Origin of the sequence: Microbacterium sp. NPDC058062, from assembly GCF_042885375.1 — a bacterium.
Classification (GTDB): domain Bacteria; phylum Actinomycetota; class Actinomycetes; order Actinomycetales; family Microbacteriaceae; genus Microbacterium; species Microbacterium trichothecenolyticum_C.
Genome location: NZ_JBHVSC010000002.1, coordinates 301,539 through 323,687 on the forward strand (window position 1 = coordinate 301,539; position 22,149 = coordinate 323,687).

The window sequence follows — 22,149 nt, forward strand, 5'->3', positions numbered from 1 at the left end:
TTCGCGCAGGAGTCGGGGCGCGGTCGCGAGCTTCTGAGAGACACGGCGTTCGGACCGTGCGGTTCTCGAATGTGATGATTGTAAGATTCGAATATTTGTTCTATGCTGAGTCTATGTCGCCGATGCCTCCTCCACCCGAGAACGAGGCCGGCGTGTGGGCAATCGAGACCGCGGAGGACCGCATCCCGCCGATCCCGGATGCAGTGGATCTGGTGGTGGAGACCGCGACGATGATGTCGGTCTTCGCCGCCGAGCGGCTGACGCGGATCGACTCGATGCGGCGCGAATTGCTGCGTGAGGCGACCGGCCGGGGCGATGGAGTGCGCGACATCGTGGAGCGGTCGATCCGGCTTGAGCTGGCGTCCGCGATGCGCGTCACCGAGTACGCCGCCGGCCGACTGATCGTTCAGGCCGAAGCCTTGGTGCGGCGCTACCGGCCCGCACTCGACGCCCTCGGCGCGGGGCGCATCACTGAGAAGCACGCCGAGATCATCGCCGATCTTCTCGACGAGGCGCCGCCGGAGCTGCGGGAGAGGCTGCTCGAACGCGCGGTTCCGCTGGCCGAATCGGAACCGGTGGGCACGTTCAGGCGGGCGCTGCGCACTCTGATCGAGACCGCCCAGGCGACGACCCTGGAGGAGCGGCACCAGCACGCGATCCGAGCGCGGCGGATCGTCGTCGAGCGGGGGCAGGATGGCATGGCCGGGCTGTGGATCTTCGCGCCCGAGGTCGAGATCCACGCGATCCACGGCCGTCTCACCCAGATGGCGAAGGCGATCGCACGCGTCGACGGCGAGACCCGCACCCTCGACCAGCTGCGCGCCGACGTCGCGACCGACCTGCTCGTCGACGGCGCTAGCGACCACCTGCCTGCGGCGGCGTCCGGCGTCCGCGCGCAGATCGTCGTCACCGTCCCGGTGCTCGCCCTGCTCGACGACGAGTACGCCGTCGCCGGCGACCCGCCGGTGGTGGAAGGCGTCGGCCCGATCCCACTGTCGAAGGCGCGCGAACTCTGCGGCGGCGACAGCCGGTGGATGCGGGTGCTCACCCACCCCGAGACCGGAATGGTGCTCTCCGTCGGCCGCGACAGCTATCCACCGCCCGCACCCTTGAAGCGGCTTGTCAGATGGCGCGCCGACCGATGTATGGGCCCGGGCTGCTCGATGCCCGCCTCCCGATGCGAGATCGACCACCAGATCCGGTGGGCCGACGACGGCGAGACCTGCCTCGACAACACCCTGCCGTTCTGCAAAGGGCATCACCTCGTCAAAGACAACACCGACTGGCAGGTCCGGCAGATCGAAGGCTCCGGCGGAGCGGTGGCCTGGACGTCTCCCACCGGACGCCGCTACGTCGTGCGCCCCGAACGAAAGGTCCCGACCTTCACGGTGCGACCGTCGCCACGTCCCGATCTCGAAGAGCGGCTGACCGCCGAGGCTCCGTTCTGACGACGACGCGCCCGACTGACAGCCGACGCGCCGTGAACATCACCGTGGCTCGAGTAAACCCGCGGGGCTGTCCCCCGTATCAGCGGCGCGCGTCGAAGAAGCTGCGCAGGAGAGCGGATGCTGCGTCCTCGCGCACGCCCGCGACGACCTCTGCCCGATAGGGCAGGCGCCGGTCGCGCACGACGTCGTACACCGAGCCCGCGGCGCCGGCCTTCTCGTCCCAGGCGCCGAAGACGAGCCGCGAGATGCGCGACTGGAGCACGGCGCCCGCGCACATCACACAGGGCTCGAGGGTCACGACGAGCGTGCACCCCTCGAGGTTCCAGTTGCCGCGCGCCGCTGCCGCCGCGCGAAGAGCCACGACCTCTGCGTGCGCGGTCGGATCGTGCTCGACCTCGCGGAGGTTGCGGCCCTCGCCGATCACCGTGCCCGCGGCATCCGTCACCACCGCCCCTACGGGAACGTCCCCCGCTTCACCTGCGGCCTCGGCGAGCGCGAGCGCGCGGTCCATCGCGGCGAGGTCGGTGGGGGCGGGAAGCACAGCACGAGCGTAGCCGCCCGCGAAGAACTCGCCCCGGGTTCGGGCACCGCGACGCACTAACCTGTCTCTATGCGCCTGCACGTCGCCGACCACCCCCTCATCACCCACAAGCTCACGGTGCTGCGCGACCAGCGCACCCCGTCGCCGGTGTTCCGCCAGCTCACCGAGGAACTCGTGACACTGCTCGCCTACGAGGCGACCCGCAACGTCCGCGTCGCGCCGATCGAGATCCAGACGCCGGTGACGACGACGACCGGCGTCCGCATCGACGAGCCGCGCCCCCTCGTCGTGCCGATCCTCCGTGCCGGCCTGGGCATGCTCGAAGGCATGGTCAAGCTCATCCCGACCGCCGAGGTCGGCTTCCTCGGCATGGTGCGCGACCACGAGACGCTCGAGCCGTCCACCTACGCCGAGCGTCTGCCCGACGACCTGAGCGACCGCCAGTGCTTCGTGCTCGACCCGATGCTCGCCACCGGCGGCTCGCTGGGCGCGGCCATCGAGTTCCTGTTCAACCGCGGCGCGCAGGACGTCACCGCGATCTGCATCCTGGGCGCCCCCGAGGGCGTCGCGGCGATCGAGAAGCAGGTCGCCGGCCGCGACGTCACCCTCGTGCTGGGTGCGCTCGACGAGCGTCTCAACGAGAAGGGCTACATCGTGCCCGGGCTCGGCGACGCCGGCGACCGGCTGTACGGCACGGTCTGACCCGCGGCATCCGTTCGATCACACGATCGGCACGCGGCGCACGTCCGACGCCACGGCGACCTCGGCGGTCGTCGCACCGCGACCGACCACGGCGACCGGTGTGAACGGGCGACCGTTGAATCGCGTCGCGGTGACCGTCGTGTACGCACCCATCGTCGGACTCACCAGCAGGTCGCCGACCGCCAGGTCGGGCAGCAGCACCTCGCGCGCGATCACGTCCGACGAATCGCAGGTCGGGCCCCCGAGGGTCGCCCAGCGATGGTTCGCCGCATCTCGCCTGCCGGTGAGGTCTCGCTCGGCGAACACGAGCGGGTGCACGTCCTCGGTGAGCACGTTCGAGTACGAGCCGTAGAGCCCGTCGTCCAGGTAGTACCAGCGACCATCACCGCGCTCGGCGATGCCCACGACGCTCGTGACCAGGGTCATCGCATCGGCCACCATCACCCGGCCGGGCTCGGCGATGATGTCGAGCCGCCGCGCGTGCGGCTCCAGCACCGGGCGGAGCACTGCGGCGACGTCTTCGATGGCCGCCGACTCGGAGTCGTACGACGCCGGGAAGCCGCCGCCGATGTCGAGGGTGTCGAACTGCACGTTGAGGCGCCGCTCGAGGATGCCCATGAGCTCGAGCGTGTCGGCGGCCGCCGTCGCGAAGCGGGCCGGATCGTCCAGCTGGCTGCCCACGTGATAGCTGAAGCCGGCGACCGTGATGCCCGCGGCGTGCGCCCGCTCGACGAGATGCGCCGCCTCGAACGGCCCGACCCCGAACTTGCTCGACAGGTCGCTCTTCGCGTGCGGGCTGCGGTAGGCGAGACGCACCAGCAGTCGCGTGTCGCTCGGTGCACCGCGGAACTTCTCGATCTCGACGTCGTTGTCGACCACGAAGGTGCGGACCCCCGCGGCGAGCGCCTCGGCGATTTCGGAGGGCTTCTTGATCGGGTGCGTGTGGATGATGCGCGATGCCGCGACACCGCGTCGCGTCAGCATCTCCAGCTCCTCGCCGGTCGCGACGTCGAACCCGCAGCCCGCATCGTCGAGGACGTCGAGCACGGCGTCGTGGGCGAGCGCCTTGACCGCGTAGTGGAACCCGACGAACGGCAGTGCGTTGCGCAGGTGGCGGTACTGCCGGCGCACGCGCTCCGGATCGAGCAGCAGCAGCGGTGTCCCGTGCAGCGCGATGGCCGCGCGAGCCGCGACGGACGACAGCAGAGCGGATGCCTCGGCCCGACGTCTGCTCTCGAGCGCCCGCGTCGTGCGGGGCTCACGTCGGAGGGCCGCGAGATTCACGTCGCCACCTCCTTCACGACCGCGGGGCGACGTGCGTCGCGCAGGCCGGTCTTTGCGGTGACGGTGAAGGCGCCGGCGGCGACCGCGTAGAACACGATGTCGGCGGCGATCTTGCCGGCGAGCATGCCCCACAGCGGATCGGGGATGAGCCACACGCCGAGCATCAGTGCCGCCGGGCGCACCAGGAAGGTGTCGAGCAGCTCGGCCGCGCCGAATTCCGCCACCAGCAGCACCGCGGTGCGGCCGACAGCCCGCCGCCGTGTCGCCGAGACGGGCGCCTGCTCGATGTAGATCGTGACCGCGAGCACGGCATAGAAGCCGATGATCTCGCCGAGGAGGGCCGCCACGGCGATGAGCGGTGCCGCGTCGGTCCAGAGCGTGGCGAGAAGTCCCCCGACCACCATCGCGGCGGTTCCGGCGACCTCGGCGGGCAGGTAGCGGACGATCCAGAAGACGATTCCGCGGCGCCGGGGCGCAGCATCCATCGCCGCTTCGGTCTGGGCCGCCGGCTCCGGCGTGGTCGCGATCGTCGCGAGCGGCTGGTCGATCGTGGTCATGTCGTCCCCCTCCGTGTGTCAGAGGAGGAAGCACAGGCAGTGATACCGGATATGCGGCGGCGCGGCATCCGCCCCTCGCCGAACGGATACCGCGCCTCTGCGCTTTTTACGACGCGTGGCAAGGTTACGTGGCGAGATTTTTTCGCCCAAAGGGGTTGACTTTCGCCTTGTCGGCCGTCTAGCGGTGCGCCTCTCGGACGCGTCTCCCGGGCACCGCCTCAGTCGCCGAGCGGGGGCTCCTGCGGGTTGCGGCGACCGGTTTCCCGCTCCCAGAACTCCAGCTGCTGGGTCAGCGCCTTCGCGAGCTCGAACACCTGGTCGGGTGGGATGCGGATGCGGCTGACGACGCGCGCCGGGACGACGGTGTGGCGCTGGCCGGTCTCGGCGTCGACCTGCTCGCGCGGCGGCTGCGCGAGGGTGAGGAAGTCCATCACGAACACCGTCGGGGTGTGCCACACGTTCGCGAAGTCGGCGTAGTTGCCACCGATGAGCTCGGGCGGAAGGTCGATCTCGAACTGCTGCGCGGCGTCGTCGGCCATGCGGGCTCCTGTTCGGGCGGGTGTCTCGTCCCTGACCGGTGCGAGACGCTCGGGGGCTGTGGTGTGCGACGTGTTCGACTGTGAGCGCGAGTCTACGCGGGCCTCAGCCCCGGCCGACCAGCCGCGCGAAACCGCTCAGACGCGCCACACCTTCGGGGGTGTACGGCAGATCGTCGAGGAGCCCCGGCGAGTACACGACATATGCGGTGTGCATCGCGCGCGAGATCGCGACGTTCAGGCGATTGCGCAGCAGCAGGAACTCGAGTCCGCGCGGCGCGTCGCGCCCGCTCGAGGCCGCCAGCGACACGATCGCGACGGCGGCCTCCTTGCCCTGGAACTTGTCGACGGTGCCGACGGGCACGTCGGGGAATCCTGCTGCGGCGAGGGCCGCCTCGACGGCGACCTGCTGCGCGTTGTACGGCGTGACGACGATGAGGTCCTGCTGCTCGAGCGGCCGCGGCGGCAGCGCGACCGAGGAGCCGTCGGAGTCGTCGGTGGCGACATCCGTCCACTCCCGGCCGATCAGATCGGTGACGAGCCGGGCGACCTCCGCAGCCTCTTCGAGCGACTGCGTCGCGTTGCCGTGATGACGCAGCGCAAGAGGTACGAGGCCCGCGGGGACGCCGTCGAGGCGACGCAGCGCCGTCGAGGGGTGGGCTTCGAGCTCGCCGCGGTACGACAGCGTCGACACGGGCGCCGCGACCTCGGGACGCATGCGCCGCGTCTCGGCGAGGAAGTAGCCGTACTCGTGCGGGATGACGTCGGCGCCGTCCATGACCCAGCCGAGCGCCGACGTGTCGACGGGGGCGGGGTGCGTGCCCTGGCTCACCTGCGGCAGCTGCTGCGGATCGCCGAGCAGCAGCAGCCGGGGCGCGGCGAGCGACACCGCGATCGTCGACGCGAGCGAGAACTGCCCGGCCTCGTCGACGACCAGGAGGTCGAGGCTGCCGCGCGGCACGCGGCCCTCGTGGCTGAAGTCCCACGCGGTGCCGCCGATGACGTAACCGGATGCCGCCTGCTCGGCTGTGAACGCGGCCACGCCGTTCTTGGGGAGCACGGTGAACGCGTGCTCGGCCGTCGCGTCTTTCGGGGCCTTGCCGACCCGGACCGCCGGCACCCCCGCCGCGATGACGCGATCCAGGAGGTGCTCGATGGTCGCGTGCCCCTGGGCGACCACGCCGACCTTGTACCCGTGATCGCGCACGAGGCGGGCGATCACGTGAGAGCCGACGTACGTCTTGCCGGTTCCTGGCGGGCCCTGCACGGCCAGGTAGCTGTGGTCGAGATCGCGCACGGCGCGCGCGATGGCGTCGACGGCGTCCGCCCCTGCGGCAGGCAGATTCCCCGTGAGCGTGCGCGGCGGACGACGGCACAGGATGTCGGTGGCCGGGTCGGCCGGAAGATCCGGCGCGGCCGCGATGACGGCGTCGGCCCACGCGTCGATCGCCTTCTGCTGGTTGCCGGCGGCGGGCGGCGCCTGCGGGGTGAGCGCGAGGGGCAGGTCGCTCCACGTCACGCCGTCGACGGCGGTCTCTTCGATCACCGCGCCGTCGTCGCGCACCTCGACGACGGTCACCGACCGGTACGCATGGATCCACCGCGGCGACGCCTCGAACGGGAACGGTGCGGGCAGCTCGTACAGCGCGAACGGATTCGAGCCCTCGCTGAGCCGTGTGCCGGGGGCGAGGTCGCCCCGGAGCTCCACGATGCGCCGCTCACCACCCTTGCCGCTCTCGAGGAAGTGCCAGTCCTCGCGCACGACGCTGCGCGCGGGATCGATCGCGACGACGTCGCGGGTCTCGTCCCACAGCGAGACGGGCTCGCGCAGACGCAGGAAGTGCGTGGCCCAGAACGACTTCGCCTCGCGCGGGTAGTAGTCGATCGCCGCAGCGCCGAGCCGCAGCGAACGGGCCTCGACCGAATCCTCGGGGTGGTCGAGCGCCAGCGCGTCGAGCAGCGTCGCGCGCGGCGACGGCTCGTACGCCCGCTCGTCGGGCTCGGGATTCGGCGACGGCACAAGCTTCGCCTCGCGCGCACGGTCGACGAGCCAGTCGCGCAGGCGCCGGGTCGACACGCAGTCGTAGCGGTTGTAGTCGGCGAGGTCATCGAACACGAGGCCAGCCTCGGCCTCGGCGCCGTCGGCCTGCAGCGCACGCGCCTCGACGTAGCGGACGATCGAGTCGTCGCCCTTCTGCACGTCGCTCGTGCGCACCTCCTCGCCCATGTAGAGCGGCTCGAGCTTCTTGATCGAGTACGAGCGGGAGCCGACGCGCAGTGCCCGGCGCACGATCGGGTACAGGTCGACGAACACGCCGTCGCGCAGGAGGCGATCGACGTCGGCCTCGCGCACGCCGTGGCGCGCCGCCATCGCGAGCAGGTGCGTCGGCTCGTACGGCGCGTAGTGGTAGATGTGCATGCCGGGGAACTGCTGCCGGCGGAGGTTCACGATGTCGAGGAACGTCTCGAGCGCCCGCTTCTCGTCGGCGAACGAGTGCGCCCACAGCGCGGTGTACTGCTCGCGGGTGTCGACCCACCCGAACAGGTAGTCGATACCCCACTGCGTGGGCTCCCCCGGCGTCGGCGGCTCGGTGTGCAGCGGGTCGCCCTCGAAGTCGAAGAACAGGTCGCCGTGGTCGGGCCGCGGAAGCGCGCCGAGCGCCTGAGGAGCGACGACCTCGAACACCGGGATCGGCGGAGCAGGAACGGCCACAGGAGCCTCGAGCACGGCGGCCACCGTCGCCTGGGCGACCGACGCGCCGTCCGTTGCGAGCACGCTCTCCGCCACGACGACCTCGTGCGGCACGGGCTTCGGTGCGATGAGCGGCGGAGTGCCCGCCGGGCTCTCCAGCTGCAGGCGCGCCTGCGTGCGCAGCGACGCGAACACATCGGGGTTCATGCCCGCCGGCCCGGTGGGCGCCCCGGCGAGCTGCTCGATCGTCTCGATGCCGGCGGCACGCAGCCGCTCGCGCTGCACGGGGCGCATACCCGCCACGAGCAGCAGATCGCGGGATGCCACGACCTCGGCGTCGCACGTCGCGCAGCGCCCGCACGCGACGACGCCGAGCTCACCCCGCGGGTCGCCCCACGCGATCGGATCCCCCGCCGCCCCGAGGTCGAGGCGGCGGTCCGCGATGAGCGCGGCGAGCCGTTCGCGCCGCAGCGCGAACACGGGCAGCAGGTCGTCGACCTCGTGCTCGCTGACGCTGCCGTCGCCGAGCAGCAGCTGCACCCGGCCGGAGCGCGCCACTCCGAGGCGGTCGAGCTGGTCGACGTATGCCGCCAGCTGCATGAGGGCGGTCACGCGCGCGTGGCGCGCGAGCTTGGTGTCCTGCACGAGCCAGCGCCCGGCCTCGTCGCGGACGAGGAAATCCGCGAAGCCGACGAACGACTCCGTCGAGAACGCGGCCTGGTAGACGACCTCGGCATCCGACGCGAGGGCGGCGTTCGTCTGGGCGACCGCATCGGCGAGGGCCGCAGCATCCGATGATCGCGTCTCGGGGATCTCGACCACGCGATCCCCGTAGCGCTCGAGGTAGTCGGCGAGCACGCGGCGCTCGTGCACCGTACCGAGGCGACCGGCGCGCTCGAGGGTGAGGTCTTCCGGGTCTTCCACCGCGGCCACACGCCCGAGTCGCGCGTCGATCGCGCGCAGCCACGCGAACTCGCACTCCGCAGCGGTCTTGAGATCGCTCGCGCTCCAGACGATCCGTCCTTCGTCCTCGATGTATCGCATACCCCGCCCTTCTGTGACGACGATAGCCGCGGCCGCCGACACCTCTGCCCCATGCTCCACCTCCGCCCCCATGCCCCACCTGCCAGACTTGACCCCATGAGCCTGCCCTTCGACAGCGCATACCGGCACGGGTTCGCCCGGGTCGCGGCGTGCACGATCCCGGTGGAGATCGCCGACCCCGCCGCCAACGCCGACGCCGTGCTCGAGGCCGCGCGCGTGTGCGATGCCGACGCGGTCGCCGTCGCGGTCTTCCCCGAGCTGTGCCTGACCGGCTACGCGATCGACGACCTCGTCATGCAGGACCCCGTTCTCGACGCGGTCGTCACCGCGATCGAGGGGCTGGTCGAGGCATCCGTCGATCTCCTCCCGGTGCTCGTCGTCGGCGCGCCGCTGCGCCATCGCAACCGCCTCTACAACTGCGCCGTCGTGATCCACCGCGGCGAGCTGCTGGGCGTCGCCCCGAAGTCGTACCTGCCGACCTACCGCGAGTTCTACGAACGCCGCTGGTACGCGCCGGGCGACGACCAGGACGGGCAGGACATCCGCGTCGGCGAGCTCGAGGCGCCGTTCGGGCCCGACCTTCTGTTCGAGGCGCTCGACGTCCCCGGTCTCGTCGTGCACGCCGAGGTCTGCGAGGACGTGTGGGTGCCGATCCCGCCGTCGTCGCGCGCGGCACTGGCGGGGGCCACGGTGCTCCTCAACCTCAGCGGCAGCCCGATCACGATCGCGCGCGCCGAGGATCGCAAGGATCTCTGCCAGTCGCAGTCGCTGCGCTGCCTCGCCGCCTACGCGTATGCCGCCGCCGGCGCGGGCGAGTCCACGAACGACCTCTCGTGGGACGGCCAGACCATGATCTACGAGGCCGGCAACCTGCTCGTCGAGACCGAGCGCTTCCCCGACGGTCCGCGCCGTTCGATCGCGGACGTCGACCTCGACCGCCTGCGCCAGGACCGCCTGCGCCAGGGCACCTTCGACGACAACCGCCGCGCCACGGGGGCGGATGCCTCGCTGCGCACCGTGCACTTCCGACTGGACCCGCCGCGTACCGACGTGGGCCTGCGCCGCACGCTCGACCGGTTCCCGTTCGTGCCTGACGATCCCGCCCGCCTTGCGCAGGACTGCTACGAGGCGTTCAACATCCAGGTCTCGGGGCTCGTCCAGCGCATGCGCGCGATCGGCGGCCCAAAGCCGGTGATCGGCGTGAGCGGCGGACTCGACTCGACCCACGCGCTGCTCGTGGTCGCGCGCGCCATGGACCTGATGGGGCGCCCGCGCAGCGACATCCTCGCGTACACGATGCCCGGCTTCGCAACGAGCGAGCACACGAAGTCCAACGCGATCTCCCTCGCCGAATCGGTCGGCGCGTCGATCGAGACGATCGACATCCGGCCGCTCGCGATCGAGATGCTCGAGCGCCTGGGGCACCCGTTCGCCGACGGCGAGCCCGTGCACGACATCACGTTCGAGAACGTGCAGGCGGGCCTGCGCACCGACTACCTCTTCCGCCTCGCGAACCACCACGGCGGCATGGTCATCGGCACCTCCGACCTGTCGGAGCTCGCCCTCGGTTGGGCGACCTACGGCGTCGGCGACCACATGAGCCACTACGCCGTCAACGCCGGCGTGCCGAAGACCCTCATCCAGCACGTGATCCGCTGGGTCATCTCGGAGCGCGAGGGCGTCGACGACCGCGAGGCCGAGGTGCTGCAGTCGGTGCTCGACACCGAGATCTCGCCCGAGCTCGTCCCGATGGGCCAGGACGGCAAGATGCAGTCGACCGAGGACCGCATCGGCCCCTACGCGCTGCACGACTTCGCGCTGTTCCACATCCTCCGGTACGGGTTCCGGCCGTCGAAGATCGCCTACCTCGCCGCCCACGCGTGGGGCGATGCCCAGGCGGGCGCGTGGCCCCCCGGCTTCCCCGACGAGGACCGCTACGCCTACGACCTGCCCACGGTCGCGAAGTGGCTGCAGGTGTTCCTGAAGCGCTACTTCGCGTTCGCGCAGTTCAAGCGCTCCGCGATCCCGAACGGGCCGAAGGTGTCGCCCGCCGGGTCGCTGTCACCCCGCGGCGACTGGCGCGCCCCTTCCGACGGCAACGCCCGGGTGTGGCTCGCGGAGCTGAGGGCCGCCCTCCCCGATCTCGTGAAGGACTGAGGATTCGGATGCCGCGGGCAGCGGCATCCGTCCCTACGAAGTCCGATCTCAGGCGGGCGCCGGGTTGTAGGCGAGCGTGATGATCCAACTGTCGCGGGACAGGTCCGCGAGCTTGTAGAAGACCTTGCGGTCGGGGATCCAGCCCTTCGTCAGCGGGCTGTCCAGGCGCACGTGATCGGCGGCGACGCGGGCGCCGCGGCCGTCGGCGTCGCGCACGGCCTGCACGCGGGTCCAGTGGGCGAGGAGCTTGCCGAGGTCGTTCTCGTCGAGCAGGTGCGAGTGCCGCTTCATGAGGTGCAGCTCGGCGTCGTCGGGATGCGCGTCGCGCAGGTCGAGCCCGAGCGAGGCGTCGGCGTCGGCGACCGCGACGACGGTGGCCGCGCGGAAGTTGACGTTGCGGATCTTCAGGGGCACCTCGGCGCCGTCGACCTCGGCGATGAGCTGGGTGTGGAACCCGAACGTCCGGGGGGCCTCGCGCTCGACGCGCACATCCTTCGGGTCGACGCCGAGCTTCGTCGCGACGATCTCCTTGGCGAGGGCGCGCTTGCGGTCGTGGTCCGAGAGCTTGGGGTCCCAGCCGAGCCGCGCCGTGATTCCTGCCGGAGTCTCGAGAAGCACCGATTGCATGATCCACCTCATTCTCCGCGGACCGTCCGCCCCTCCATCCTGACCCCGTGCGGCGCGGTGAGGAAGATCGCCACGCCACGTCGATGGGGCGGGATCCGGGGACGTCAATCCCCTCCCGCCGGCGGACCCCGATGGAAGGATGGGGTCATGGCAAGGCGCGCGACGGTGATCGGCAGCGGACCCAACGGGCTGTCGGCCGCGGTCGCGCTGGCGCGCGCCGGGTACGAGGTGCGCGTGCTCGAGGCCGCCACGACAATCGGCGGCGGCGTCCGCACCGCGGCGCTCACGCTTCCCGGCTTCCGCCACGACGTGTGCTCGGCCGTGCATCCCGCGGCGCTGTCGTCGCCCTTCTTCCGGGCGTTCGGCATCCACGAGCGGGTCGGCTGGATCCACCCGCTCGCCTCGTACGCGCAGCCGCTCGACGGGGGACGCGCGGCGATCGCGTGGCGCGACATCGAGCGCACCGCCGATGCCCTCGGCCCGGACGGCCGTGCGTGGCGCGGCGTCCTGCGCCCTCTCAGCCGTCATCTCGGCGGGCTGGTGGACTTCACCGGGTCTCAGCTGCTGCGGTGGCCGCGACATCCGATCACCACCGTCCGGTTCGGGCTGCGCGCCCTGCAGCTCGGCACGCGCCTGGGCCGCGGGACCTTCCGCACCGAGGAGGCGAACGCGCTGCTCACGGGGGTGCTCGCGCACGCGAACACCCCGCTGCCCTCGCTCGGAGGTGCGGCGTCCGGGCTCTTCCTCGCGGCGCACGGGCACTCCGCCGACGGCTGGGCGTTCCCCCGCGGCGGCTCGCAGGCGATCGCGGACGCGCTCGTCGACGACCTGAAGGTGCACGGCGGCGCCGTCGAGACGGGCACCCACGTGCAGTCCCTCGCGGGGCTGGACTGGGGCGACCCGGACGCCGGCGACCTGCTCCTGCTCGACACGACGCCGCGGCTCCTCCTCACGCACCCCGACCTTCCCGCGCGGTACGCGCACGCGGTGCGGCAGTACCGGTACGGCCCGGCCGCCGCGAAGGTCGACTTCGCCCTCGACGGACCCGTGCCGTGGGCCCACCCCGACGTCGCCCTGGCCCCCACCGTGCACCTCGGCGGCACGCGGGAGGAGGTCGAGGCGAGCGAGAACGCGGTGGCGCGGGGCGGGCTGACCGACCGGCCGTACGTCCTGACGGTGCAGCCGAGCGTGCTCGACGGCACGCGCGCGCCAGCCGGCAAGCACGTGCTGTGGGCGTACATCCACGTTCCGGCGGGGTCGACGTTCGACCCGACCGAAGCCGTCGTGCGGCAGGTCGAGCGCTTCGCCCCGGGATTCCGTCACCGCATCCTCGCGAGCCACGCGATGACCGCCGCCCAGCGCGCCGCGTACAACCCCGCCGACATCGGCGGCGACATCCTCGGCGGCGCCTTCACGTTCGCGCAGGCGATCCGGCGCCCCGTCATCTCGACGACGCCGTGGCGCACACCGCTGCGCGGCGTGTATCTCGCGTCGGCGTCGACCCCGCCCGGACCCGGCGTCACCGGCATGCCGGGCTGGTACGCCGCGCGCCAGGCGCTGCACGATCGCGCGCGTCATCGCGGCGACCGCCTCGAGCTCGGGGATCTCTTCGGAGCGTGACCCCGTGGACGCCTTCGCCGCGGTCGACTTCGAGTTCGCTCGACAGGTGCTGCAGCGGGGCGTCGCGGCCCTGTTCGTCGTCGCGTTCGCGTCGTCGCTGAACCAGTTCCGCCCGCTCCTCGGCGAGCACGGGCTGCTGCCGGCGCCGGAACTCCTCGAGTGGGTGCGCACCTCGAAGAGAGGGGCACGGATGCTGCGCCCCACCCTCTTCCGTTTCCTCGGGTACACCGACCGCAGGCTCGTCACCCTGTGCGGGGCGGGCATCGTGATCGCCGCGACGCTGGTCGTCGGGCTCCCGCAGCTCGGTCCGCCGTGGGTGCCGATGCTGTGCTTCCTCGCGCTGTGGCTCGGTTACATGTCCATCACGTCGATCGGGCAGACCTTCTACGGATTCGGCTGGGAGATGCTGCTGCTCGAGGCCGGGTTCCTCGCGGCGTTCCTCGGGTCGGACGACCAGCCGCCGCCGGTCGTCGTGATCGTGCTGTTCTGGTGGCTCGTGTTCCGGCTCGAGTTCGGCGCGGGCATGATCAAGATCCGCGGCGGCCGCGAGTGGCGCGACCTCACCGCGCTCACCTACCACCACGAGACGCAGCCGATGCCGGCGCCGCTCAGCCGGCAGGCGCACCTCCTCCCCCGCTGGTTCCACAAGGGCGAGGTGCTCGGCAACCACTTCGCGCAGCTGGTGGTGCCGTGGTTCCTGTTCGCGCCGCTCGTCGGACTGTTCGTGCCCGGACCGGTGCCCGCGATCGTCGGGGCGGTGGCGGCCGCGATCGTCATCGCGACCCAGGCCTGGCTCGTGGTCACCGGCAACTTCGCCTGGCTCAACTGGATGACGATCGTGCTCGCCTTCTCGGCCATCGGGCTGCCGGGCATCGGATCGGAGCAGGGGCACGCAGTGTCCAGTCCTCCCGGCGTGTTCGACGCGATCCCCGTGTACTGGCTCGTCATCACGTGCGCGGTCGGCGTGCTGTATCTCGTGATCAGCTGGTGGCCGCTGCAGAACCTGTTCGCCAGGCGCCAGCTCATGAACGCCTCGTTCAACCGGTGGCAGCTCGCCAACGCCTACGGCGCATTCGGAACGGTCACGAAGGAGCGCATCGAGATCGTCGTCGAGGGCACGATGGACGACGACCCCGACACCGCGACGTGGCACGAGTACGGGTTCAAAGGAAAGCCCGGCGACGTGCACCGCATCCCGCGGCAGTTCGCGCCCTACCACCTGCGCCTCGACTGGCTGATGTGGTTCCTCCCGCTCGGCCGGTCGCTCGACGACTGGTTCACCGCCTTCCTGGTGCGGCTTCTGGAAGCGGATGCTGCGACCCTCCGCCTGCTCGCCCACGACCCGTTCGCGGGTGAGAAGCCGCGATGGGTGCGGGCGGTGTCATACCGCTACCGCTTCACGACGCGTGCGGAGTTCCGCGAGACGCACGCCCGGTGGAAGCGCGACCGGCGGCGTGCGGTCATGGGACCGGCGTCCCTCCGCCGCTGAGAGCGGCACCCAGGGTCGCCGGCGCGGGGTCAGGGAACGGGGTCGACGGCGGCCTTGCGCTCGCGAGCGGTGCGGCGCGCGGTGAGGTCGACGATGGCCACCAGGAACGCGAGCGCGAGGAAGACCGCGACCGACAGCATCCCGAAGGCGTACGCGTCGTGGTACACGACGAGGCTGTCGTGGGAGCCGGACTCACGGTAGATCGCGGCGTAGAACAGCGACAGCGCGACCGCCGTGCCGACCGCCGCGCCGATGCGCTGGCCGAGCTGCCCGACGGAGCCGGCGAGGCCGCCCTGCTTGACCGGGATATCTCCGAGAGTGAGCGCCTGGTTGGGCGCGATCACGAGACCGCCGCCCGCGCCGCCGACGGTCATGACGGCGGCGGCGATGTAGGGGGTCCACGCGGGGGCGCTGTAGAGCGCCGCGAGCACCAGCCCGCCGACGCACAGCAGCATGCCGGCGAGACCCCACACCACGACCACGCGGCCGTGCGTGCTGACGAGGTTGCCGCCGATCCACGAGGTGACGGCGGAGGCGAGCGCGAACCCGATCGAGACCATCCCCGCGTACACCGGGGCGAGCCCGAGGCCGAGCTGCAGGAACAGCGTCGTGACGAGGAACATCGCCGGCGCCGCCGTGAAGTACGCCGTCTGCAGCAGCGTGCCGTTGCGATACGAAGTGATGCGGAAGAGGCCGAGCGGGATGAGCGGGTTGCGGCCGCGCTTCGCGTAGCGGCGCTCCCACGCGATGAACGCGGACGCGAACAGCGCGAAAGCGACGAGCAGCCACCACCGCGCCGGGTTGTCGGTCGGCGCACCGGTGGTGAAGAGGAAGGGCCACATGAGGGAGATCACGCTCGCGCCGAACAGCAGCACACCGACCGGGTCGAGCTGCACCTTGCGCTGGGACCTCGTGCGGGTGTCGGGCAAGAGCCACAGCGCGAGCGCGATCGCGATGAGGCACAGCGGCACGTTCATCCAGAAGATGAGCCGCCAGCCGTTCGTCGGCCCGCCGAGCGCGATGAGCAGACCGCCCAGCGTCGGGCCGAAGGCCGTCGCGATGCCGATCGTCGCGCCGAAGAGTCCGAAGGCGCGGGCGCGCTCCTTCCCCTGGAACAGCTCCTGGGCCATGCCGAGCACCTGGGGCATCTGGATGCCCGCAGCGACGCCTTGCAGCAGTCGCCCGATCAGCAGCAGCTCGGCGGTCGGTGCGAGCGCGCACAGCACGCTCGTGACCGTGTAGAGCGAGAGGCCCACGACGAACAGCGTGCGCCGCGAGCGCTGGTCGCCCAGGCGTCCCATCGGCACGAGCACGAGCCCGAAGGTGAGGACGAACCCCGACACGATCAGCTGCAGCTGCGTCGAGCTCGCACCGAGCACCTCGCCGATCGACGGCAGCGCGACGTTGACCTTCGTCATGTCGAGGATGGTGATCGCCGCGACCGACACGCAGACCCAGAACGCGCGCCAGCGGGCGCCGTGCGAGAGGGGGATGACGGCGGTCGTGGCCGGCACGGCGCGCGCCGCACTCGAGGTTCTCTGCGGCGTCGGCTGTGGCTGGGACATCCCGCCCAGGCTAACCCCGTCCGCGGCGCGGCGGGCGGAAACCCCGGCGCGCGGGAGATGATGGGAGGGTGAGACTCCTCGTCGCCGCCCTCGCCTCCGAGCTCGTCGCCTTCCCGGAAGACCTCGACGGATTCGACCGCCTCGTCACCGGCCCTGGCAAGCTGCAGGCGACCTACGCGCTCACCCGCGCGCTCGACGCGACCGCCTACGACGAGATCGTGGTGGTCGGCACCGCGGGGGCGATCGACGCGCGGCTCGACGCCTCCGTCTACGAGATCTCGGCCGCCCTGCAGCACGACGTGACCGACATCGACGGGATCGTCGGCCAGCACGTGTCGCTGCCGGCGCGCGTCGAGCTCGACGCCGACGGCGTGACGATCGCCACCGGCGACCACTTCGTCGACGATTCCGAGGCCGTGGAGGTCATCCGTCCGCTCGGCGCCGGCCTCGTCGACATGGAGACGTACGCCTACATCTGGGTCGCGCAGCGGTTCGGCGTGCCGATCCGCGTGCTCAAGGCCGTCTCAGATCGCGCCCAGGATGGCGCGATCACCGACTGGCGCACCGCCGTGACCGCCTGCAGCCACCAGCTGCGCGACCGCATCCGCGCCGACTACGGCGTCTGACCCCGCCTCACGAGACCCACTGCGTCTTCGCCCACGTGATGTTCGCCAGTGTCGCCTGGCCCGACAGCGACGGGTGGAAGTAGTCGCGCGTCGAGATGTCGGACTTCACGAACGCGTAGTTCGCGACCGCGTATCCGTCGAAGCGGCACTTCGCGGTGGCGGCGCAGGCGGCCTCCAGCACCTTGTTGAAGTCGGTCACCCGCTGCTGCACCAGCGTGCGGCGCTGCACGTCGGCGGGCGCGGTGCTGCTCGGGTTGGCGAGCATCGACTGGCAGGTGCCGAGCAGCGACCAGGCGAGACGAGCAGACAGACTCGACCTGTTGATGTCGTAGAGGCGCTGCAGGCTCGGGATGCTCGCCACGAAGATCTCCGGCGCCCCGGCACTCGCGGCCAGGGTGGCGAGTGCCGCTTGCACGTTGGTCCGGAATGCGTCGACCGTGGTCATCTGCGCCACCGTCCGGGTGCAGGCGTCGATCGCGCCGATCTCGATCGTGACGTACTGGGCTCCCTGTCCGGCGGCCAGCTGCGCCTGCGCGGGGAGCGCTGATGACCCGGCTCCCGACTTGGCGTCGTTGAAGACGTTGACGAGGCCTGCCGACCCGGCCGCCCGGAGCCGCTGCAGGTGCGAGTTGACCGACGTCGTGGACCCCGTGGACCAGCTGTTGGTCGGACACGACGTGAGACTCGAACACGTCATCGCCGCCTGCGTGATCGAATCCCCGAGCGCCGCCATCCGGGTGATCGTCGCCGGCGCAGGGGCGGCGTGCGCGGCCGAGGCGGCACTCAGCGTGCCGGTGAGAAGGAGGGCGGATGCCGCGAACGCGGCGAGGGCGCGGCGCGCCCGAGTGGTGGAACGCATGTCGACTCCGTACGTCGTCGTAACGAGAGGGCGCGGCGAACGGCCGCGGCCGGACGAGCGCCGGCGGTCGGGCGGGATCGCGAATCCCCCAGGAAGCGATCTGCCGCGAACGATACACCCGTGCATCGCCCCGGCGACAGTGGGAGAAGACCCACCCTGTGCCGCGCGGGCCGGGCGCGGAGTCCGTTGCTCAGACGCGGGCGGCCGCGTCCTGCCGGATGACGCTCGGCCCGGCAGGGGTCGCCTCGACCGCGAGCTGCGCGGGCAGCTGCTCCTTCATCGCGGCCACATGGCTGATGACGCCCACGGTGCGCCCACCCTGTCGCAGCTCGTCGAGGGTGCGCATCGCGAGGTCGAGGGTCTCCTCGTCAAGTGAGCCGAAGCCTTCGTCGACGAACAGGGTGTCGAGTCGCACCCCGCCCGCGCGGGCGGTGACGACCTCGGCGAGCCCGAGGGCCAGCGCGAGCGACGCGAGGAACGTCTCGCCGCCCGACAGCGACTGCGCCGGACGGGACTGACCCGTGAAGGCGTCCATGATCTCGAGGCCGAGGCCGGAGGCGGCGCCGCGCGCGGCCCGCGCATCGGTGTGCTGCAGCCGGTACCGCCCGGACGACATGTCGCCGAGCCGCAGGTTCGCGGCGGCCACGATCTCTTCGAGCTCGGCGGCGAGCACGAACGTCTCGAGGTCCATCTTCATCGTGTTGGGCGCCCGCCCCGCGACGGTGTCGGCGAGCCGGGCGATGGCTGCGGCGTCTGCGGCCCGGGCGGCGACGCCGGCGTACGCCTGGTCGATCTGCATCGCGAGATCGCGGAGTCCCGTCACCAGCGTGCGGGCGTCGCTCTCCGCGCGGAGCGCGTCGGTGCGTGCCGCGTCGGCGGCCGCGAGGGCGGCCTGCGACGCCGCGGTGTCGACGCGCTCGGTCGGCGCGCCCGCGAGTTCGAGCTCGAGCTCGAGCATGCGTGCCCGCGCCGCGCCGAGCTGCGTGTCGTGCGCCGAGACCCGCTCGGCGACGGCCTCCACGTCGCGAGGTGCGGCAAGGGCGGCGTTCGCCTCGGCCGCATCGGCGAACTCGGATGCTGCGACCCGCTCTTCGACGTCCGTGCGCGCCTGCGCGGCAAGGGTCGCCGCGCGGTGCGCCTCGGCGCGGGCGTCGACCGCCGCGCGGCCCGCGTCGCGGATCGAGGTGGCGTGCGCGACGCGGTCGGCGACGCTCGCGTGCTCGCCGCGGGCCGCGTCGACCGCCTCTCGTGCAGCTGCGACCCGCTCCTCCAGCGCCGCGATCCGGGTGCGTGCCTCGGCGAGTCGCTCCGTCAGGGACGCGCGGGATGCCTCGGCCTCGAGGTCGAGCGCCGCCAGCTCGGTGCGCCGGGCCGCCAGCGCGTCGCGGCGTTCGACGGCGCGCTCGGCGGCGGCCAGATCGGTGCTGACAGCGGCCAGCTGCTCGCGGAGCGCCTCGACGCCTTCGCCGCCGGCGCGAGCGGCGGCCGCTCCATGGCGTTCCCGCGCGGCTTTGGCGGCGTCCGCCGCGGTGCGCTCGTGCGCGGTCGCCGCGTCGCGCTCGGCTTCGGCAGCCGCGAGGAGCTCGTCGGTCACCGGCTCGTCGGCCGGCGCGGCCGGCGAGGGATGCGCCGTCGCTCCGCACACGGCGCAGGGCTCACCCTCGACGAGCGTCGTCGCGAGCTCGCCCGCATAGCCGTCGAGACGGAGCTGGAGGAGCGCGGCGACCCTCGCGGCGGCGGCAGCGGCAGCCGCGGCCGCGTCGCGATGGACGATCTCGGCCGCGCGCTGGGCGGCGGCGAGCCCTTCGGCCTCGACCGCGGCCGCAAGGCGCCCGCTGATCTCGTCGTGGCGCACGCGCGCGGGATCGCGGCGGGACGCCGCCGCGCGCTCGGTCTCGAGTTCCGTGTCGATGCGCTCGAGCTCGGCCGGCACCTGCGCCCGCTGTGCATCGAGGGCGACGACATCCGCCTCGAGCCGCGTCGCCTCCGCGGCCGCAGCCGTCTTCCGCGTCTCGCCGTCGGCCAGGGCCGCCTCCTGCGCGAGGGCCGCGGTCCACACGGCCAGCTCGCCGGTGAGGCGCTCGACCACCGCGGCGAGATCGTCGGCGCGTGCGTCATCGGTGCCCGCGACCGCACGCGCCCATGCCGCATCGGCCGACGCGGCATGTTCGGCCGTCGCCACCGCACTGCGCTCGGTTCGGTGGGCCGTCTCGAGCGGCGCGCGCAGCAGCTCTGCGGAGCGGGCCCGGGTCAGTCGCCGACGGTCGTCGGCGATCTGCGGGCCGGCCTCTTCGAGCACGGCGAGCCGGTCCCGTGCGCGGCCGAGCTCGGCCTGCGCCTTCGCCAGCGCGACCCGCTCGGCGTGCGCAGCCTCCGCGACGGTGCGGGCGTCGTCCGCAGCGGCGCGCTCGCGCGTCAGAGTGTCGAGGCGGTACGACGAACGCTGCTGCCCCAGGTCGACGGCCGCGCGCCGCGCGGCCAGGTCGAGCCGAGCGTCGCCCTCTGCCTCGCCGGCCGGCACCAGCTCGTGCGCCGCGATCAGGCGCTCCGCCTGATCGAGCAGGGTGCGGGCCCGCTCCCCCAGCGCGTCGAGCTCATGCTGCGCCGCCTTGCTGCGCTCACCCAGCTCACGCGCGTACTCCTCGTAGCGACGCGTGCCGAACAGGGCGCGCAGCAGGGACTGCCGCTCGGTGCCGGAAGCGAGGAGGAACTTCGAGAACCGGTTCTGCGCGAGCAGGATCACCTGCTGGAACTGCTGCGCGTTGAGCCCGAGCACCTCGTCGAGGAACAGACCGACGTCGCGGGGTTTCGCCGCGCGGCCGATCCACGCGCCCTCGACGAGCTCTTCGAGCTCGGCGCGCGTGGGCTCGGTGGTGAGCCCGCCGCCGCGGCGTGCCGGCCGCTGGTACTCCGGGGCACGGGTGACGCGCCAGCGGCGGTCGCCGACGGTGAACTCGAGGCGGACCTCCGTCGGGTCCTCGGGTGCGCAATGGTCGCTGCGCAGGCGCTTGTCGCCCGTCTCGTAGCGGGGCACGCTCCCGTACAGCGCGAAGCAGACGCCATCGAGGATGCTCGATTTGCCCGCGCCGGTGCGTCCGGCGATGAGGAAGATGCCGTCGTGCTCGAACGACTCGAAATCGACGCTCTGCTTCTCGCGGAACGGCCCGAAGCCGGTGAGCTCGAGGTGGTGCAGTCTCACGCGGTCGCCTCCACCCGCGCGCGCTGCTCCAGCAGCTCGCCGACGAGCTCCGCCTCGCGGATCGACGCGCCTTCTCCCTCGCGCACATGGGAGAGGAAGGCGTCGACGAGCTCGGCGTCGTTGCGCGCGGAGCGCACGCGCTCGGCGTAGGTGCGTGCGTCGTCGATGCGCGTCGCGACCGGAGCGTGACGCACCTCGGCGCAGAACGGGAATCGGGCGAGCAGCCGCCGCATCGGGTCGCGCTGCGGCAGCGGATCGGTGTATTCGGCGCGCACCCAGTCGTCGACGTGGGTCGCGAAGCGCTCGTCGGTGAGCAGCTCGTCCAGCGTCGCGGTCAGCGTGGTGAGGGCGCGCGGCACCGGGAGCGGCAGCCACTCCACGTCGCCGAGTCCGTCGGCGCCGAGCTCGACGAGCCACGACCCGCGCGGCTTGTGCCCCTCGTCGAAGCTGTAGTGCAGGGGCGCCCCGGCGTATCGCACGCGCGGCGAGAGCCGCTGACGCCCATGGATGTGGCCGAGGGCCATGTAGTCCACGCCATCGAAGGTGGACAGCGGAACGATGTCGAGTCCGCCCTGCTGGATGTCGCGCTCGAGGTGCGGCGTCGGCTCGACCCCCGCCGCGAAGCAGTGCGCGACCGCGATCGAGCGCGCGCCCCGGGCCGCAGCATCCGTCCGCACCAGGTCCATCGCGTGGGCGAGCACGTCGGCCTGCGTGCGCACGCCGGGCCAGGCACCGCGCAGGAGCACGGGCTCGAGGTACGGGATGCCGTACACGTGCACCGGGCCGTGCTCGTCGTGGACGGTGACCGGGGCGCCGATGGCGGCGGGATCGGTGATGACGTGGACGCCGTCGCGGAGTAAGCCCGATTGGAAGCCGAGCCGGGCCGCCGAGTCGTGGTTGCCGCTCGTGACGACGACGGTCGCACCCGCGTCGGCCAGGCCGCGCAGCGCGTCGGTCAGCAGCGTGTACGCGCGCGCCGCGGGGGTCGCGGAGTCGAACACGTCGCCCGCGACGATCACGAGGTCGACATCGCGCTCAGCCACCTGCGCGACCAGCGCCTCGAGCACACCGCGCAGCGCATCGAGCGTCGAGTGGCCGTGGAACGACCGCCCGATGTGCCAGTCCGAGGTGTGCAGGATCCGCATGCTCATCACGGTACGTTCGGCCCCTGACATCGCCCGCGAGGCAGGCCGCGGACCCGCG

At 72.1% G+C, this 22,149-nt stretch carries 16 protein-coding genes; 6 read left to right on the forward strand and 10 right to left on the reverse strand.

Annotation, left to right across the window (positions count from 1 at the left end; genetic code table 11):
• Positions 1-113: 113 nt before the first annotated feature.
• The gene (locus tag ACFVSU_RS06130) at positions 114-1,448 is read left to right on the forward strand and encodes a DUF222 domain-containing protein (protein ID WP_387139537.1); all 1,335 of its coding nucleotides are present in this window, start codon (positions 114-116) and stop codon (positions 1,446-1,448) included.
• A gap of 79 nt (positions 1,449-1,527) precedes the next feature.
• Here the strand turns inward: ACFVSU_RS06130 and tadA are convergent, their stop codons facing one another.
• Entirely contained in the window at positions 1,528-1,959 is a 432-nt protein-coding gene (tadA, locus tag ACFVSU_RS06135; RefSeq protein ID WP_387141261.1) for a tRNA adenosine(34) deaminase TadA, read from the reverse strand.
• Between the two features lie 99 nt (positions 1,960-2,058).
• Here tadA and upp point away from each other — a divergent pair, with 99 nt between their 5' ends.
• Positions 2,059-2,691 (forward strand): uracil phosphoribosyltransferase, encoded by a 633-nt coding sequence (upp, locus tag ACFVSU_RS06140; RefSeq protein WP_387139540.1) that lies wholly within the window; start codon positions 2,059-2,061, stop codon positions 2,689-2,691.
• Between the two features lie 18 nt (positions 2,692-2,709).
• Here upp and ACFVSU_RS06145 read toward each other — a convergent pair whose 3' ends face one another.
• The 4 genes from ACFVSU_RS06145 to ACFVSU_RS06160 all read right to left on the reverse strand — a co-directional run bounded on the left by ACFVSU_RS06145 (position 2,710) and on the right by ACFVSU_RS06160 (position 8,804).
• Positions 2,710-3,975: a type III PLP-dependent enzyme gene (locus tag ACFVSU_RS06145; protein WP_387139543.1), complete on the reverse strand. Its 1,266-nt coding sequence runs from the start codon at positions 3,973-3,975 to the stop codon at positions 2,710-2,712.
• Positions 3,972-4,532 (reverse strand): hypothetical protein, encoded by a 561-nt coding sequence (locus tag ACFVSU_RS06150; protein WP_387139546.1) that lies wholly within the window; start codon positions 4,530-4,532, stop codon positions 3,972-3,974. Before ACFVSU_RS06150 ends, ACFVSU_RS06145 begins: the two co-directional genes overlap by 4 nt.
• 218 nt (positions 4,533-4,750) lie before the next feature.
• Positions 4,751-5,071: a DUF3467 domain-containing protein gene (locus ACFVSU_RS06155; protein ID WP_310285386.1), complete on the reverse strand. Its 321-nt coding sequence runs from the start codon at positions 5,069-5,071 to the stop codon at positions 4,751-4,753.
• A 103-nt stretch (positions 5,072-5,174) separates the two neighbouring features.
• Positions 5,175-8,804 carry a TM0106 family RecB-like putative nuclease gene (locus tag ACFVSU_RS06160; protein ID WP_387139549.1) on the reverse strand — a complete coding sequence of 1,210 codons (3,630 nt, stop codon included), beginning with the start codon at positions 8,802-8,804 and terminating at the stop codon, positions 5,175-5,177.
• Between the two features lie 96 nt (positions 8,805-8,900).
• On the opposite strand from ACFVSU_RS06160, the gene ACFVSU_RS06165 reads away from it, so the two are divergent.
• Positions 8,901-10,961: an NAD(+) synthase gene (locus tag ACFVSU_RS06165; RefSeq protein ID WP_387139552.1), complete on the forward strand. Its 2,061-nt coding sequence runs from the start codon at positions 8,901-8,903 to the stop codon at positions 10,959-10,961.
• A gap of 48 nt (positions 10,962-11,009) precedes the next feature.
• Here the strand turns inward: ACFVSU_RS06165 and ACFVSU_RS06170 are convergent, their stop codons facing one another.
• Positions 11,010-11,588, reverse strand: coding sequence for a hypothetical protein (locus ACFVSU_RS06170; RefSeq protein ID WP_387139555.1), 579 nt, complete (start codon positions 11,586-11,588; stop codon positions 11,010-11,012).
• A gap of 147 nt (positions 11,589-11,735) precedes the next feature.
• Between ACFVSU_RS06170 and ACFVSU_RS06175 the strand changes: the two genes are divergently transcribed.
• Positions 11,736-13,208 (forward strand): phytoene desaturase family protein, encoded by a 1,473-nt coding sequence (locus tag ACFVSU_RS06175; RefSeq protein WP_387139558.1) that lies wholly within the window; start codon positions 11,736-11,738, stop codon positions 13,206-13,208.
• Between the two features lie 4 nt (positions 13,209-13,212).
• A complete protein-coding gene (locus tag ACFVSU_RS06180) occupies positions 13,213-14,697 on the forward strand; it encodes a lipase maturation factor family protein (protein ID WP_387139561.1) in 1,485 nt (494 codons plus the stop codon).
• A gap of 29 nt (positions 14,698-14,726) precedes the next feature.
• On the opposite strand, the gene ACFVSU_RS06185 is transcribed toward ACFVSU_RS06180, so the two are convergent.
• The gene (locus ACFVSU_RS06185; protein ID WP_387139564.1) at positions 14,727-16,262 is read right to left on the reverse strand and encodes an MFS transporter; all 1,536 of its coding nucleotides are present in this window, start codon (positions 16,260-16,262) and stop codon (positions 14,727-14,729) included.
• A 68-nt stretch (positions 16,263-16,330) separates the two neighbouring features.
• On the opposite strand from ACFVSU_RS06185, the gene ACFVSU_RS06190 reads away from it, so the two are divergent.
• Entirely contained in the window at positions 16,331-16,888 is a 558-nt protein-coding gene (locus ACFVSU_RS06190) for a nucleoside phosphorylase (protein ID WP_387139567.1), read from the forward strand.
• 7 nt (positions 16,889-16,895) lie between these two features.
• Here the strand turns inward: ACFVSU_RS06190 and ACFVSU_RS06195 are convergent, their stop codons facing one another.
• From ACFVSU_RS06195 to ACFVSU_RS06205, 3 genes are all read right to left on the reverse strand, one after another.
• On the reverse strand, positions 16,896-17,747 hold the full coding sequence (locus ACFVSU_RS06195) for an SGNH/GDSL hydrolase family protein (protein ID WP_387139570.1): 852 nt from the start codon (positions 17,745-17,747) through the stop codon (positions 16,896-16,898).
• A 190-nt stretch (positions 17,748-17,937) separates the two neighbouring features.
• The gene (locus ACFVSU_RS06200; protein ID WP_387139573.1) at positions 17,938-20,946 is read right to left on the reverse strand and encodes an AAA family ATPase; all 3,009 of its coding nucleotides are present in this window, start codon (positions 20,944-20,946) and stop codon (positions 17,938-17,940) included.
• Positions 20,943-22,091, reverse strand: coding sequence for an exonuclease SbcCD subunit D (locus ACFVSU_RS06205; protein ID WP_387139576.1), 1,149 nt, complete (start codon positions 22,089-22,091; stop codon positions 20,943-20,945). The genes ACFVSU_RS06200 and ACFVSU_RS06205 overlap by 4 nt, the downstream gene beginning before the upstream one ends.
• Positions 22,092-22,149: the final 58 nt, after the last annotated feature.

What these genes read in the sequence shown, in the direction of transcription:
- ACFVSU_RS06165 (WP_387139552.1), top strand. Translation starts at nt 8,901, where the DNA reads ATGAGCCTGCCCTTCGACAGCGCATACCGGCACGGGTTCGCCCGGGTC.
- upp (WP_387139540.1), top strand. Translation starts at nt 2,059, where the DNA reads ATGCGCCTGCACGTCGCCGACCACCCCCTCATCACCCACAAGCTCACG.
- ACFVSU_RS06150 (WP_387139546.1), bottom strand. Translation starts at nt 4,532, where the DNA reads ATGACCACGATCGACCAGCCGCTCGCGACGATCGCGACCACGCCGGAG.
- tadA (WP_387141261.1), bottom strand. Translation starts at nt 1,959, where the DNA reads ATGGACCGCGCGCTCGCGCTCGCCGAGGCCGCAGGTGAAGCGGGGGAC.
- ACFVSU_RS06185 (WP_387139564.1), bottom strand. Translation starts at nt 16,262, where the DNA reads ATGTCCCAGCCACAGCCGACGCCGCAGAGAACCTCGAGTGCGGCGCGC.
- ACFVSU_RS06195 (WP_387139570.1), bottom strand. Translation starts at nt 17,747, where the DNA reads ATGCGTTCCACCACTCGGGCGCGCCGCGCCCTCGCCGCGTTCGCGGCA.
- ACFVSU_RS06155 (WP_310285386.1), bottom strand. Translation starts at nt 5,071, where the DNA reads ATGGCCGACGACGCCGCGCAGCAGTTCGAGATCGACCTTCCGCCCGAG.
- ACFVSU_RS06160 (WP_387139549.1), bottom strand. Translation starts at nt 8,804, where the DNA reads ATGCGATACATCGAGGACGAAGGACGGATCGTCTGGAGCGCGAGCGAT.
- ACFVSU_RS06130 (WP_387139537.1), top strand. Translation starts at nt 114, where the DNA reads ATGTCGCCGATGCCTCCTCCACCCGAGAACGAGGCCGGCGTGTGGGCA.
- ACFVSU_RS06175 (WP_387139558.1), top strand. Translation starts at nt 11,736, where the DNA reads ATGGCAAGGCGCGCGACGGTGATCGGCAGCGGACCCAACGGGCTGTCG.
- ACFVSU_RS06170 (WP_387139555.1), bottom strand. Translation starts at nt 11,588, where the DNA reads ATGCAATCGGTGCTTCTCGAGACTCCGGCAGGAATCACGGCGCGGCTC.
- ACFVSU_RS06205 (WP_387139576.1), bottom strand. Translation starts at nt 22,091, where the DNA reads ATGCGGATCCTGCACACCTCGGACTGGCACATCGGGCGGTCGTTCCAC.